Origin of the sequence: Nocardioides faecalis (genome assembly GCF_018388425.1) — a bacterium.
GTDB lineage: Bacteria > Actinomycetota > Actinomycetes > Propionibacteriales > Nocardioidaceae > Nocardioides > Nocardioides faecalis.
The window spans coordinates 389,976-404,268 of the sequence record NZ_CP074406.1; the positions used below are offsets into that span (position 1 = coordinate 389,976).

Annotated in this window: 11 protein-coding genes; 10 read left to right on the forward strand and 1 reads right to left on the reverse strand. The window is 73.8% G+C overall.

The window, feature by feature from the left end; translation table 11 throughout:
* Nucleotides 1-42 precede the first annotated feature (42 nt).
* The 3 genes from KG111_RS01735 (at nucleotide 43) to KG111_RS01745 (ending at nucleotide 6,103) form a co-directional block, all read left to right on the forward strand.
* Complete coding sequence (locus tag KG111_RS01735; protein WP_205292361.1) at nucleotides 43-3,606, forward strand: bifunctional glycosyltransferase/CDP-glycerol:glycerophosphate glycerophosphotransferase; 3,564 nt, start codon at nucleotides 43-45, stop codon at nucleotides 3,604-3,606.
* Between the two features lie 127 nt (nucleotides 3,607-3,733).
* A complete protein-coding gene (locus KG111_RS01740; protein ID WP_205292362.1) occupies nucleotides 3,734-4,930 on the forward strand; it encodes a hypothetical protein in 1,197 nt (398 codons plus the stop codon).
* 3 nt (nucleotides 4,931-4,933) lie between these two features.
* Nucleotides 4,934-6,103 carry a hypothetical protein gene (locus KG111_RS01745; RefSeq protein ID WP_205292363.1) on the forward strand — a complete coding sequence of 390 codons (1,170 nt, stop codon included), beginning with the start codon at nucleotides 4,934-4,936 and terminating at the stop codon, nucleotides 6,101-6,103.
* 23 nt (nucleotides 6,104-6,126) lie between these two features.
* Here the strand turns inward: KG111_RS01745 and KG111_RS01750 are convergent, their stop codons facing one another.
* Nucleotides 6,127-7,539, reverse strand: coding sequence for a bifunctional cytidylyltransferase/SDR family oxidoreductase (locus KG111_RS01750; RefSeq protein ID WP_205292364.1), 1,413 nt, complete (start codon nucleotides 7,537-7,539; stop codon nucleotides 6,127-6,129).
* A 288-nt stretch (nucleotides 7,540-7,827) separates the two neighbouring features.
* Here KG111_RS01750 and KG111_RS01755 point away from each other — a divergent pair, with 288 nt between their 5' ends.
* The 7 genes from KG111_RS01755 (at nucleotide 7,828) to KG111_RS01785 (ending at nucleotide 14,114) form a co-directional block, all read left to right on the forward strand.
* Nucleotides 7,828-8,763, forward strand: coding sequence for a Rossmann-like and DUF2520 domain-containing protein (locus KG111_RS01755; protein ID WP_205292365.1), 936 nt, complete (start codon nucleotides 7,828-7,830; stop codon nucleotides 8,761-8,763).
* A complete protein-coding gene (gene panC, locus KG111_RS01760) occupies nucleotides 8,760-9,710 on the forward strand; it encodes a pantoate--beta-alanine ligase (protein WP_205292366.1) in 951 nt (316 codons plus the stop codon). The genes KG111_RS01755 and panC overlap by 4 nt, the downstream gene beginning before the upstream one ends.
* The gene (panD, locus tag KG111_RS01765) at nucleotides 9,710-10,129 is read left to right on the forward strand and encodes an aspartate 1-decarboxylase (protein WP_205292367.1); all 420 of its coding nucleotides are present in this window, start codon (nucleotides 9,710-9,712) and stop codon (nucleotides 10,127-10,129) included. Before panC ends, panD begins: the two co-directional genes overlap by 1 nt.
* A 26-nt stretch (nucleotides 10,130-10,155) precedes the next feature.
* Nucleotides 10,156-11,898, forward strand: coding sequence for an L-aspartate oxidase (locus tag KG111_RS01770; RefSeq protein ID WP_205292368.1), 1,743 nt, complete (start codon nucleotides 10,156-10,158; stop codon nucleotides 11,896-11,898).
* Nucleotides 11,895-12,809: a carboxylating nicotinate-nucleotide diphosphorylase gene (gene nadC, locus KG111_RS01775; protein WP_205292369.1), complete on the forward strand. Its 915-nt coding sequence runs from the start codon at nucleotides 11,895-11,897 to the stop codon at nucleotides 12,807-12,809. Before KG111_RS01770 ends, nadC begins: the two co-directional genes overlap by 4 nt.
* Nucleotides 12,810-12,811: 2 nt before the next feature.
* Nucleotides 12,812-13,588, forward strand: coding sequence for a type III pantothenate kinase (locus tag KG111_RS01780; protein ID WP_205292370.1), 777 nt, complete (start codon nucleotides 12,812-12,814; stop codon nucleotides 13,586-13,588).
* 193 nt (nucleotides 13,589-13,781) lie between these two features.
* Nucleotides 13,782-14,114 carry a histone-like nucleoid-structuring protein Lsr2 gene (locus KG111_RS01785; RefSeq protein WP_205292371.1) on the forward strand — a complete coding sequence of 111 codons (333 nt, stop codon included), beginning with the start codon at nucleotides 13,782-13,784 and terminating at the stop codon, nucleotides 14,112-14,114.
* Nucleotides 14,115-14,293 lie beyond the last annotated feature (179 nt).

Sequence of the window (14,293 nt, forward strand, 5' to 3'; positions counted from 1 at the left end):
GTTCCCGCCCCGCGTCCGCCGTCCCCGAAGGATGCCCACGCCTTGCCCCTCGACCGTGCACGTGCCCAGCAGAACCTGATCCGGCTGGCGAAGGCGGGACCGGGCCGGGTCCGCGGTCCGCTCGGTCGAGCCACTCGGCGCTTCCGCTCCGAGTTCGCTGGGCCCCTGGTCACGGTGGTGCTGCCGGTCAGCGACGACGAGACCACCCGGATCGGCACCTGCCTGGACTCCCTGAAGGTCCAGTCGCACCGCAACCTCGAGGTCCTCCTCGTGCGCTACGGCGCCCACGCCCGCGTGGACGAGGTCGTGCGGGCCCACGCCGCCGCCGACTGGCGGATCAAGACCCGGCTCAAGGTGGAGAGCTCGCTCGCCGCCGCGCGCAACGCCGGGGTGGCGGCCGCCGCCGGCGACCTGGTCATCGTCGCCGCGGGCGGTGACGACTTCGTGCACAACGGCATCGAGCGGCTGCTGGACATGCAGCAGCGCTCCGGCTCCCCGCTCGTGGTCGGCCGGGTGCGCCGCCCCGACATCGCCGGCTGGGTCCCGGACTCGCCGTACGACGCCGCGCACCACACGCCCGTGCGGGCGACCACGCTGGAGCGGATGCCGCTGGCCGTCACCGACCTGGGCCTGGGCAATCGGATGTTCACCAAGGAGCTGTGGCGCTCCTGCGGAGTGGCGTTCACCGACGAGCTGCCCTCGGGCACCGACGTGGTGCTCGGGCTGCTGCAGGGTGCGCCCGCCTTCGACCTGATCACCAGCTTCACCTACATCCCCACCGGGCGGCGCGACGGCGTCCAGGTCGGCGCGGTGCCGGACGTGCTCAGCCAGCTGCCCGACTGGATCGAGCGCACGGCACGCACCGAGCAGCAGGTCGAGGCGCTCGGCGACGACCGTGCGCTGCAGTGGTGGCTGTGGGGCGTGCTCGACGCGTCGGTGCAGCCGTTCCTCGCCGACGTCGAGCGCGCCGACGAGCGGCAGTGGCAGATGCTGCGCGACCACGTCCGGATGCTGCTCGCCGCCGCCGAGCACGAGGTCTGGGACCGCCTCTCGGCCGAGTCGCGGGTCAAGCTGTGGCTGCTCCAGCACGACCACCGCGCCGCGCTGGAGGACTTCCTCGGCGAGCGTCTCTTCGCCGGCAGCCAGGTGCCCACCGAGACCCGCGACGGCGTCGTGCGGGCGCTGCTGCCGCACCACGACGACGCCGCGCTCGACATCCCCGCCGAGCTGTTCGAGATGACCGACCAGGAGACCCGGCTGGTCGCGATGCTGCGCGAGGCGCGGTGGAGCGACGCCGGCACGATCGAGCTCTCCGGCTGCGCCGCGATCGACTTCGTGCACATGACCGCCCACCCCCGGCTGTCCTGCGCGCTGGTGGAGACCGGCAGCGGAGCCCGCCTCGAGCTCGAGGTGCACCAGCACCGCGACCAGCGCGCCAACCAGCGCCGGCGCCGCCACCAGGACTTCTCCTGGGGCGGGTTCACCGCCACCGTGGCCGCCGCGGACCTCGTCGCCGCCGCGCCTGCCCCGGCGACGTGGGCGCTGGAGGTCGACATCGAGGTCGACGGCGTGCGCCGCACCGGACCGGTCACCGCCATCGACGACCAGGCCCCGGCCGGGATGATCGGCCGCGACCACCTCGCCCCGCGCCCCGTCGCCGGTGCCCGGGTGGGCTTCCGGCCGCGCTCGGAGTCGGTGGGCCTGCAGGTGCAGCCCGACACCGCCCCGCGGCTGCGCAGCCTCGAGGTCGCCGGCCGTGAGGTGTGCGGCGTGCTGGAGCCGGGGTCGCAGGTGACCGCCGTGCGTGCCGTCCGCGGCTCCCAGCAGGTCCGCGCCGAGGTCGATGCGACCGACGGCTCCGCCCCGACCTTCCGGCTCGTGCTGCCGGTCGCCGGCGTCGGTGCCCGGCAGTGGCGGCTGCGCGCCGTGCTCGACGACGGCACCGAGGCCACCGTCGGCTGGCCGGCGGTCGAGGAGCAGTGGCTCGGCGTCGGCGGCGGCGAGGTCGTCGGCACCCGCACCCCGAGCGGCGACACCGCGCTGCTGGAGGCCCGGCGCACCCTGGTGCTCGACGAGCTCCGCGTCGAGGGCACCCGGCTCGAGGTCGCCGGCCGCTGGCTGGGCACCGCCCCCGCGGCAGCCCGGCTCGAGCTCGCCCGGATCCCGGCGATGACCGCGACCGCCACGAGCGTGGAGCTGCCGGCACGCTCCGGTGAGGTCCGGGTCGGCCTCGACCTCACCAACGACCCCTGGGGCCTGGGCGCCCGCGCGTTCGTGCCCGGCTGGTACTGGCTCAACGTCGTCGGCGAGGGCCTGCCCGCGGAGGCGGTGCTGCTCGGCGAGCGGCTGGTGGACCGGCTGCACCAGTTCCTGGACGGCACCCACTACAGCGCCCGGATCGTGCACGACAACCGCGCCGTCGGCCTCGACCTGGCGCCCGCCGTGCCGCTCGAGGACCGGGTGCCCTACGGCCAGGAGCGGCTGCGCGAGTGGCACCTGAGCGCCGAGGTCCCCCTCGACGAGAAGGCCGTCTACCTGCAGTCCTACGTCGGCGCCTCCGCCACCGACAGCCAGCTGGCGTTGCACCACGAGCTGCGTCGTACCCGCCCGGACCTGACGATCTACTGGGGTGTCTCCTCGGCCAGCTCCTGGGTGCCCGAGGGCGGCGTGCCGGTGCTGATGGACACCGCGGAGTGGTACCGCGTGCTGAGCACCGCGAAGTACCTGTGCCTCAACATCGACCCCGAGCGCTGGTTCCGCAAGCGCCCGGGCCAGCGGCTGCTGCAGACCTTCCACGGCTACCCGGCCAAGTCGATGGGCCTGCGGATGTGGCAGGCCAAGCGGTACTCCCCGCGCCGCCTGGAGTCCGAGCTGATGCGCACCTCCCGGCAGTGGGACCTGATCTTGACCCCGGCCCCGGAGATGGACGAGTACTACCGCCGCGAGTACGACTACGACGGCGAGATCCACAGCGCCGGCTACCCGCGCGACGACGCGCTGCTCGCCCCCGACGCCGAGCAGGTCCGCGACGACGTACGACGCCGCCTCGGCATCCGCCCCGACCAGAAGGCGGTGCTCTACGCCCCGACCTGGCGCGACGACAAGGCCACCAACTGGCGTGCCGCGGAGGCCGAGCACCACCTCGACGTGGAGGTGGCCAGCCGCAAGCTGGGGGAGGACTACGTCTTCTTGATGCGCGGGCACCGCTTCCACGCCCCGGCGGCCGCCGCCACCGGTGGTGCGCGGTTCCTCGACGTCACCGAGTACCCGGAGATCAACGACCTGATCCTGGCCGCCGACGCCGCGGTGCTGGACTACTCCTCGCTGCGCTTCGACTTCGCGCTCACCCGACGGCCGATCATCTTCCTGGTGCCCGACCTCGACTCCTACGTCGGCGGCGTCCGGGGCTTCCTCTACCCCTACCCGCCCACCGCGCCGGGGCCGATGGTCGACACCGCCGCCGAGGTGATCGAGCTGCTCCGCGACGTCGACGGCCTGGCCGAGCGCTACGCCGGCGAGCTGGCCGCCTTCCACGACCGGTTCAACTACCTGCAGGACGGCCACGCCGCCGAGCGGGTGGCGCGGGCGTTCCTCGACACCCCCTGACCGGCCCGTGACCCGGGTGACTGTGCAGCGGGTGGTCGGCGACCCGTGTAGCCGGTGACAGGACTCCCTTTGTAGGGTGCAAGGCAGTTGGTGCCGATCTAGGGGGAGCTGGTCCTACGTGCGCTCGGTGGATCTGCCCGAAGCACTCCCGCAGGGTGCGCGACTGCTGCACATCGGGATGCCGAAGACGGGCACGACCGCGTTGCAGGGGGCCGTCGACGCCGCCCGCGACCGGCTCGAGGAGCTCGGCGTCCACAACGTCAGCACCAACGCGCACGAGCTCGAGGTCGCCATGGTCGCGGCCGGCACGCTGCCCGGCTACTACCCGGACTGGCGCCGCGAGCGCTGGGAGCGGCGCTGGGACGAGCTCGCCGAGCAGTTCCGCACCTCCTCGGCGCGGTGCACCTTCTGGTCCAGCGAGGCGCTGAGCCAGGCCGGGCCGGACCGGATCGCCCACCTCGCCGAGCGCCTCGGGCCCGACACCCGGATCATGGTCACCGTCCGCCCGCTGGCGCGGCTGCTGGTCTCGCAGTGGCAGGAGATCCTGCGCCGGCGCGGGACCGAGCCGCTGGACCCGTGGCTGCGCAAGCACTTCGACGCGGTGCGCCCCGACGGCGAGGTCACCGTCGAGTGGGACCGCGTGATGCCGCAGATCCACCGGTTCAGCCTGCGCCGGGTCGTGGCGGAGTGGGGCGCGGTGTTCGGCGAGGAGAACCTGGTCCTCGTCGTCGCCGACGCACACGACCGCACCCGCAACCTGCGCTCCTTCGAGGCGCTCACCGGCGTGCCGGAGATCCTGCGTGCCCCCGTGCTGGACAACGCGTCGCTGCCCTACCCCGAGGCGGAGATGCTGCGCACGTTCAACCGCGCCTACACCGACCGCGGTGGCGAGCACGGCGAGTGGATGCTGGCGATCGGCACGCTGGCCCGCGCCGGCCTGCGTGAGCTGGCGCTGGAGGCCGAGCCCTACCCGATCCGGCCGCCGCGCTGGGCTGCGGAGCTGTGCAACGACTACGCCGCCGACTGGATCTTGGCCGCCGAGGAGTCCGACGCCACCGTCGTCGGCGACCTCTCCGCCCTGCTCGTGGACCCCCTCGACTACCCCGAGCACTCCGACACCCCGACCCGGGTCAGCATCGAGACCGCCGGGCGGATGGCCGACGTCCTGGTGGCGGCGATGGAGCAGCACGCCGCGAACCGGCGCACCCTGCTGCGCACCGAGCTCGGCCAGTACGGCGGCCGGGAGATGCTCGCCGAGCTGCGCCGCCGTGCCGCGCAGCGGGCCCGTCGTGCGGTGCGCCGGGACACCGCCGGCACCGACTGAGCCGTGACCGAGCACCTCGACGCCGTGCCTGTCCTGCCCGACGGTGGCCGGCTGCTGCACATCGGACTGCCGAAGACCGGCACGACCGCGCTGCAGGCCGCGTTGTGGAACACCCGCGACGAGCTGGAGGCCCGCGGCGCGCACAACGTCTCCCGCGGACAGCACGAGCGCCGGGTCGCGCTGACCGCGACCGGTGAGGTGCCGTCGTACTGGGCACCGGCCGAGGCACGCTGGGCCGAGCTCGCCCTGGAGTTCCGCACCTGTCCGTCCCGGGTGACGTTCTGGTCGAGTGAGTCGCTGTCCACCGCCTCCCCGCAGCGCATCGCCTACCTGGCCGAGCAGCTCGGCGACCGGGCGCACATCGTCACCACCCTGCGCGCGCTCGCACCCCAGCTGTCCTCGCGCTGGCAGCAGGGCCTGCGCCGCGGCAACACCGCCGGCCTGGAGACGTGGCTGCGCCAGCGGTTCGCCGAGGTCGGGGTCGACGGCACCGTGCACGCCACCGGCCCCGCCGAGCACCTCGTGCTGCACCGGTTCAGCCCGCGCCGGATCCTCGAGCAGTGGGGCGCGGTGTACGGCGAGGAGAACCTGGTGTTCGTCATCCCCGCCCCGAACGATCGCGACGGGGTGCTGCGGGTGTTCGAGCGGCTGCTCGGGGTGCCGGCCGGCCTGCTGCAGGCACCTGCGGGCAGCAACCGCTCCCTGCCGTTCCCCGAGGCCGAGCTGCTGCGCCGCTTCGCCGCGCACTACGCCCGCGCCGGCGGCGACCGGGACACGTGGATGCGCACCGCCGGCGACCTGCGCCGGGTCGGGCTCCAGGACATCGCCGACGGGGCGACGCCGTACCCGATCACGGTGCCGCGCTGGGCCGCGGAGCAGGCCAACGAGTACGCCCACGCCTGGGGTGAGGCGCTTGCGGCCTCCGCGGCCACCGTCGTCGGCGACGTGCGTCACCTGCTGGTGGACCCGGAGCGCTTCCCCGACGAGGCCGCGGTGCCGGCCCAGGTCGACCTCGACTCCGCCGGCCGGATGCTCGACGAGCTCTTCCGCGTCGCGCTCACCGAGCCGCCGCCGTCCGCGACGCCGAGCGGCCGCACCCTCGAGGACGCCGGCGGTCGGGAGCTGGCCCGCGAGCTCGCCCGGCGCGTGCGCCGCCGGCTGCGGCGCCGCTGAGCCGGCTCAGGTGCGGTCCGGCCTCAGTCCAGGGCGAAGGGGTCGTCCTTGCGCACGTCGTAGACGTGGCCGGACTGGTCGGAGAGGAGCACGTCGACGGAGGTGCGCGCGACGGCCTCCGACTCCAGCAGGGTGCCCGGCGGCTCGGCGCCGAACGCCTTGGTGCGCATCGGGGTCGCAGTGCGCTCGGGGTTGATGCAGTTGACCCGCACCCCGTCCTCGGCCCACTCGTCGGCCAACGCCTGGGTCAGGTTCACCGTCGCCGCCTTCGCCGAGGAGTAGAGGCTGTAGCCGCCCCGGCCGCGGGTGTAGGAGCTGGAGGTGAACAGCAGCAGCGAGCCCTTCGAGGCCAGCAGGTGCGGGTAGAACTCCTGGGCGATGAAGATCGGGCCGAGGTAGTTGATGTCGGTGGCGGCGTAGACCGTCTCCTCGCTGGTCTCCAGCAGCGAGCCGCGGGGCAGCACGCCGGCGGTGTTGACCACGAAGTCGATGGAGCCGGCCTTGGTGATCGCGTCCTCGGCGGCCGCGGCGATGTCGGCGCGCCGGCCCACGTCGGTGCCCGTGGTCGAGCGGCTGTAGCTGAGCACCGTGGCGCCGTACGACGACGCCAGCGCGGCGATGTCGGCGCCGATGCCGTAGCTGCCACCGAAGACGACCATCGTCTTGCCCTTGAACGCCTCGGCGTAGCCCGCCTCGTCGCGGCCACGCGGCAGGTCGATGCCGGTCAGCTGGAAGAGCTTGTCGGCGATGAAGACGTCGATCGGCTCGGTGACCTTCATGTTCCGGTCGTCGCCGTGCACCACGATGATCGGCTCGTCGGGCAGGTAGCGCAGCACCACGCTGCAGTCGTCGGTGGCGGTGAAGTCCGGGTCCGCGTCGGCGAGCTCGTAGGCGCGGGCCAGCACGTCGAGCCGGAACGCCTGCGGCGTCTGGCCGCGGCGCAGCGCGGCCCGCGGCGGGATGCTGCGGATCGTGTCGTCGGGCGCGACCTCGATGATGGTGTCGGCGGAGGGGATCGCCACGTCGACCGCCGGGTAGTCGGCCAGCGCGGCGAAGCACTCGCCGATGATCCGCGGGGTGACCAGCGGCCGGACCGCGTCGTGCAGCAGGATCCGCACCGACGCCGGGTCGTGCTGCGCGCTGAGGTGGTCGATGGCGCGCTGGGTGGTGGCGTTGCGGGTCTCCCCGCCCTCCAGGATCGCGGTCACCTTCTCGAACCCGGCCTTGCGGACGATGTCACGCACCGCGTCGGTGTGGCCCGGGGTCATCATCACCAGGACCTCGTCGACGTCAGGGTGGTCGTGCAACGCGACCAGGGTGTGCTCGAGCAGCGTCTTGCCGGCCACCTTGATCAGCTGCTTGGGGATGTCCAGGCCGACCCGGCTGCCGACGCCGCCTGCGAGGAGCACCCCCACGTTCTTCACAGGTGTCGACATGCTCAGCCAGGTCCTTCCCGTTCGCGTCCCGGGACCGCCCCGGGGCGTCGCGAGTCTCCCACAGCGAGGCCGGCCTCCCCGAAGCACCGGCGCCGCACCGGCACCGACCGGCGCCCACGCTGTGATGCAGGCCACCGTCCGGGCGGTATCCACCGCTTCGGTCTGGGCGTACCGTTGGCCCCGCTCCGGGCCCCCGGGGCGCAAGCTGAGCACAACGTCCGGTACCCACACCGGCTCCGGCCCGCAGGGGCGGAGTGGTCGGAGGGACGGGAACGAAAGGTTCACACCATGTCCCACCCCTTCCGTGTGGGCGTGATCGGCGCTGGTCGCGTCGGATCCGTCCTCGCCGCCGGGCTGCGCTCCGCCGGCCACACCGTCGTCTCCGCCGCCGGCGAGTCGGACGCCTCCCGCTCCCGCGCCGCCGACCTGCTGCCCGGGGTCGTGCTGCGCAAGCCCTCCGACGTCGCCCGCGACGCCGAGCTGCTGCTGCTCACCGTCCCCGACGACATGCTGCCCAACGTGGTGCAGGTGCTGGCCGCCAGCGGCGCCCTGCACGCCGGACAGGTCGTGGCGCACACCTCCGGGCGGCACGGCCTGGCCGTGCTCGCCCCCGCCGCCGCGCTGGGCGCGCGGGTGATCGCCCTGCACCCCGCCATGACGTTCACCGGGACCGCCGTGGACCTCGACCGGTTGCACGGCTGCGTGTTCGGCCTCACCGCCGGCCCCGAGGAGCGCGAGATCGCCCAGGGGCTGGTCGCCGACCTCGGCGGCACCGCCAACTGGGTGCCCGAGTCGATGCGCACGCTCTACCACGCAGGGCTGGCGCACGGTGCCAACCACCTGGTCACGCTGGTCAGCGAGGCGATGGGCCTGCTGGCCGCCGCCGGTGTGGACGACCCCGCCGGCACGCTGCGCCCGCTCCTCGACGCCGCGCTGGACAACGCGCTGGCGCACGGCGATGCCGCCCTGACCGGCCCCATCGTGCGTGGCGACGTGCAGACGGTGGCGGCCCACCTGGCCGACATCGCCGCCAACGCGCCCGACACGCTGCCGTCGTACGTCGCGATGGCGTGGGCCACCCTCGACCGGGCGGTCACCGACGGCCGGCTGCTGCCGATCCGGGCGCACACGATGGCCGGCGTCCTCGCCGGGTACGACGAGAACCCGCACCTGGCCCGCGGCCACGCCGCGATGCGCACCCGCCTCGAGGCCGAGCAGGCATGACCGACGCCGCCCAGCCCGCTGTCGCATGCAGCCGGGCGGACCTCGCGAGCCTGCTCACCGCGCTGCGCTCGCGTCCCGGTCCCGTCGTGCTGGTGCCCACCATGGGCGCCCTGCACGAGGGGCACGCCACGCTCATGCGCGCGGCCCGGCGGCGCGCCGGCGCCGACGGCTCGGTCGTGGTGTCCATCTTCGTCAACCCGCTGCAGTTCGGCCCCGACGAGGACCTGGACCGCTACCCGCGCACCCTGGAGGCCGACCTCGAGCTCACCGCCGCCGAGGGCGTCGACGTGGTGTTCGCCCCCAGCGTCGAGGAGATGTACCCCGACGGCGTGCCGCACCCCGGCAGCGCCTCCAACGCCGTCACCGTCGACCCCGGCCCGATCGCCGGTCGCCTGGAGGGCGCCAGCCGGCCCGGCCACTTCCGTGGCGTGCTCACCGTGGTCGCCAAGCTGTTCGGCCTCGTGCGGCCCGACGCCGCCGTGTTCGGCGAGAAGGACTTCCAGCAGCTCGCCCTGATCCGTCGGATGGCCGAGGACCTGTGCCTGGGCGTGGAGGTGCTCGGCGCGCCCACCGACCGCGAGGGCGACGGCCTGGCCCGCTCCAGCCGCAACCGGTACCTCGACGACGAGCCCCGGCGGGCCGCGGTCGCGCTCAGCCGGGCCCTGTTCGCCGCCCGCGCCGCCGGCGCCGCCGACGGCCTCGCCGCCGCGCTGGCCGCGGGTCGTGAGGAGCTGGCGTGCACCGAGGGCGTCGAGGTCGACTACTTCACCGTGCTCGGCCCCGGCCTGGACGAGCTCGACGCGGACCCCGCCCCCGGCACCCCGGCCCGGGCGCTGGTCGCGGCCCGGGTGGGCACCACCCGACTGATCGACAACCTGGACCTGGTCCTGCGCGAACCTGCGGGCGCCACCGCCCGCTCCGAGAACACCGACGAGGGAGTCAGCTGATGCTGCGCACGATGATGACGAGCAAGATCCACCGCGCGACGGTGACCCAGGCCGACCTGCACTACGTGGGCTCGGTGACCGTGGACGAGGACCTCCTCGACGCCGCAGACCTGCTTCCGGGCGAGCTCGTGCACATCGTCGACATCACCAACGGCGCCCGGCTGGAGACCTACACGATCGCCGGCGAGCGCGGCAGCGGCGTGATCGGCATCAACGGCGCCGCCGCCCGGCTCGTGCACCCCGGCGACCTGGTCATCCTCATCGGCTACGGCCAGATGAGCACCGAGGAGGCGCGCGAGCACCAGCCGCACGTCGTCTTCGTCGACGTCGACAACAAGATCCTGGCCACCGGGTTCGACCCGGCGGAGACCTTCGGCGACGCCTCGCTGTCCCGCGGCGACGTCACCGCGGGCCGCTGAGCCGGCCGCCGAAGTAGCCTGCAGGGATGCCTGAGGGGTCTGAGGGAGTGCCCGCCGCCGTACGACGCCTTCCCGGTCGTCTCGTCGCGCCCGACCCCGGCTGGACCACCCGCGCCGACGTCGTCATCGTCGGCTCCGGGATCGCGGGGCTGACCGCGGCCCTGCGCCTGCGCGGGCAGGTCGACAAGGTCCTCGTGGTGACCAAGGCGGTGCTCAACGCCGGCTCCACCCAGTGGGCCCAAGGCGGCATCGCGGCGGCGCTCGGCCCCGGCGACACCCCGGCCGAGCACGAGGCGGACACCCTGGTCGCCGGAGCCGGTGCCTGCGACTCCGCCGCCGTGCGCGCGCTGGTCACCGAGGGGCCCGAGGCCGTGCGCGAGCTGATCGCGCTGGGCACCAACTTCGACCACACCGACACCGGCGAGCTGTCGCTGACCCGCGAGGGCGGCCACCACCGGGACCGGATCGCGCACGCCGGCGGCGACGCCACCGGCGCGGAGATCCAGCGGGCGCTGATCGCGGCCGTCGAGGCCGCCCCCGACATCGAGGTGATCCAGCACGCGCTGGCCGTCGACCTGCTGCTCGGCGAGGACGAGGCGGGCGTCACCGGCGTGGCCGGGCTGACCCTGCACGTGATCGGCGAGGGCGAGCGCGACGGCGTCGGCGCCGTGCACTGCCGGGCCGTCGTGCTGGCCAGCGGCGGCCTGGGCCAGGTGTTCTCGCAGACCACCAACCCCGCCGTCGCCACCGGCGACGGCATGGCGCTCGCGCTGCGGGCCGGGGCGACGCTGCGGGACCTGGAGTTCGTGCAGTTCCACCCCACGGTGATGTACCTGGGCCCCGGCTCCCGCGGCCAGCAGCCGCTCATCTCCGAGGCGGTGCGCGGGGAGGGCGCGTTCCTGGTGGACGGACTGCCCGAGGAGGGCGGCAGCCGGCTCATGCCGGGCGTGCACCCGCTGGCCGACCTGGCGCCGCGCGACGTCGTCGCCAAGGCGATCATGAAGCGGATGCTGCAGACCGGCCGACCGCACATGTGGCTGGACGCCCGGCACCTCGGGCAGGCCTTCTGGGAGCGCCGGTTCCCCACGATCCTGGCCACCGCCCGCTCCCACGGCGTCGACCCGGTCACCCAGCTCATCCCGGTCGCCCCGGCCTGCCACTACGCCTCCGGCGGGGTGCGCACCGACCTGTTCGGCCGCACCGACGTGCCGGGCCTCTACGCCACCGGCGAGGTCGCCTGCTCCGGCGTGCACGGCGCCAACCGGCTCGCCTCCAACTCGCTGCTGGAGGGCCTGGTCTTCTCCCGGCGCATCGCCGACGTCCTGCCCGCCGAGCTGCCCGCCTGGCGCACTCCCGGCGAGGACCGTCGTACGCCCGGCCTGGTCGCCGGCGACGCGCGCCGCGAGGTGCAGGAGACGATGAGCGCCAAGGTCGGGGTGCTGCGCACCGCGCCGGGGCTGGCCGAGGCGACCGTCCTGCTCGACAAGCTCAGCGGCCACGACGCCGAGACCGTCGACCTGCGCGCCTGGGAGGCCACCAACCTGCTCACCATCAGCGCGGCGCTGGCCGACGCCGCCGCGCTGCGCGAGGAGACCCGCGGCTCGCACTGGCGCGAGGACTTCGGCGAGCGCGACGACGAGCAGTGGGCCGGCCACTTCGACGTGCGGATGCACGACGGCGTCACCACCGTCTCCTTCGCCCCGGAACCGCCCACCGACCTCGGGCTCGCCGACGAGCAGGACCAGCCCCAGCAGGGAGAGCACCCATGATCGCCCGGACGCCGTACGACGACCTGCCGGCCGCGCTGGTCGCCGAGATCGCCGACGCGGGGCTGGACCCGCGCGCGGTCCACACCCACGTGGCGCTGGCCTTCGAGGAGGACCTGCCCGGTGGCGTCGACGACGTCACCAGCGCGGCGGTGGGCGACATGGGCCGCGCGGTGGCCGACTTCGCTGCCCGGGAGACCGGCGTGGTGGCGGGCCTGGCGATCGCGGAGCTCGCGTTCGTCTACGCCCTCGGCGACACCGTCGAGATCACCGGCCGGGTGCCCGACGGCACGCGGGTCGACCCGGGCGACGTCGTGCTCACCGTGGCCGGGCCGGTGCAGGGCGTGCTCACCGCCGAGCGGACCGCGCTCAACTTCGCCTCCCACCTGTCCGGGGTCGCCACCGCCACCTCGCGGTGGGTGGACGCGCTGGCCGGCACCCGCGCGAAGGTGCTCGACACCCGCAAGACGCTGCCCGGCTGGCGGGCGCTGCAGAAGTACGCGGTGCGCTGCGGCGGCGGCGTCAACCACCGGTTCAGCCTCGTCGACCGGGCGATGGTCAAGGACAACCACGCCGTCGCCGCCGGGGGAGTGGTGGAGGCCTACCGCGCCGTCGTCGCGGCGAACCCGGGCCTGCGGGTCGAGGTCGAGGTCCAGGACCTCGACGAGCTGCGGGCCGTGCTCGCCGCCGGCTGCACCGAGGTGCTGCTCGACAACATGTCCACCGCAGACATGGCCGAGGCGGTGCGGATCAACGCCGCGGCCGGGGGCCACGCGGTGCTGGAGGCCTCCGGCGGGCTCACCCTGGCACGGGCCCGAGAGGTCGCCGAGACCGGCGTCGACTTCATCTCCGTCGGTGCGCTGACGCACTCGGTGACGGTGTTCGACCTCGGGCTGGACTTCAGGACGGAGTAGCCGTGGCCCTGCTCGCCGCCGACATCGGCAACGCCCACACCGTCCTCGGACTGCTCTTCGAGGGCGAGGTCCTGGCGAGCTGGCGGGTCTCCACCGACGAGCGGCGCACCCCGGACGAGTGGGCCGTGGTCATCCGGGGCCTGCTCGAGGAGCGGGCCAGCGACGTCGACGGGCTGGCGGTGTGCGCCACCGTGCCGTCGGTGCTGAATGCGTGGCGCGAGATGTGCGCCGTGCATTTCGCCGACCTGCCGCGGGTGATTGTCGAGCCCGGAATCCGCACCGGGGTGCCGATCCTGGTCGACAATCCGCGCGAGGTCGGCTCGGACCGGATCGTGAATGCGGTGGCCGCAGCGGCGGCGTGCTCGGGGCCGGCGGTCGTGGTCGACTTCGGTGGCACCGCGACCACCTACGACGTCATCGACGCCCAGGGCCGCTATGTCGGCGGGGCGATCACCCCGGGACTGGAGAATTCCCTGGAGGCGCTGAGCCGCGGCGGTGCCCAGCTGCGCATGGTGGAGCTGGTGCGCCCCCGCGGAGTGATCGGCAAGAACACCGTCGAGGCGCTGCAGTCGGGCATGGTCTTCGGCGTCGCCAGCCAGGTCGAGGGCATGGTGGCGCGGATCGTGGAGTCGTTGGGCTGCGACGTCGCCGACGTCGAGGTGATCGCCACCGGATATCTCGCCCGCCTCGTGTACGACGAGTGCCGCTGCTTCACCCTGCACGATCCCGCGCTGACACTGCGCGGGCTGGAGATGGTCTTCACGCGCAATCAGCGCTGAAAAGGGACCGTTCACCAACCTGAATCGGGCGAATCGCGTCGATAATCGCGCTCGCATTTGCGGAAAAGCTGTCCGATGAGGTGCAATATTCGTTATCCGCCCGATATCAGGTGCTGGCTCGGGGCGTGCCCTGATATCGGGGCCGCGGTATTCACCGTCGCGGTCGCAGACTCCTTAAGGAAGGCCAAGAGCAATGGCGCAGAAGGTCAACATCATCCTCGTCGACGACATCGACGGCAGCGAGGCGACGCAGACGGTCTCCTTCGGCGTCGACGGCGCCAATTACGAGATCGACCTGAACGACGACAACGCGGAGAAGCTGCGTGAGGCGCTCGCGACGTACGTCGGGCACGCCCGCAAGGTCGGCCGCAGCGGCGGCGGCGCGAAGCGCGCGAAGTCCGGCGGCGACGCCGGCGGCCCGTCCGCCAAGGACGTGCGCGAGTGGGCGCGCGCCAACGGCTTCGAGGTGCCCGACCGCGGCCGCATCCCCGCCGACGTGCGCGAGGCCTACGACAAGGCCAACTGAGCAGACCCGGACCAGGTCCGGACCCGCTGACGAGCCGTGCCCTCTCCCGCTCGGGGGAGGGCACGGCTCGTTCCGTCGGGGGTGGTGGCCCGGCACCACCTGAGCCGCCCGTTCGCTGACAGCGGACGGAAACGAGTGGCTGTGATGGAACGCGTAGGCTGTCGGCGGGGTTGTATCCC

Coding starts and splice junctions, on each gene's coding strand:
- KG111_RS01750 (WP_205292364.1), bottom strand. CDS start 7,539: ATGTCGACACCTGTGAAGAACGTGGGGGTGCTCCTCGCAGGCGGCGTC.
- nadC (WP_205292369.1), top strand. CDS start 11,895: ATGATCGCCCGGACGCCGTACGACGACCTGCCGGCCGCGCTGGTCGCC.
- KG111_RS01770 (WP_205292368.1), top strand. CDS start 10,156: ATGCCTGAGGGGTCTGAGGGAGTGCCCGCCGCCGTACGACGCCTTCCC.
- panC (WP_205292366.1), top strand. CDS start 8,760: ATGACCGACGCCGCCCAGCCCGCTGTCGCATGCAGCCGGGCGGACCTC.
- panD (WP_205292367.1), top strand. CDS start 9,710: ATGCTGCGCACGATGATGACGAGCAAGATCCACCGCGCGACGGTGACC.
- KG111_RS01785 (WP_205292371.1), top strand. CDS start 13,782: ATGGCGCAGAAGGTCAACATCATCCTCGTCGACGACATCGACGGCAGC.
- KG111_RS01755 (WP_205292365.1), top strand. CDS start 7,828: ATGTCCCACCCCTTCCGTGTGGGCGTGATCGGCGCTGGTCGCGTCGGA.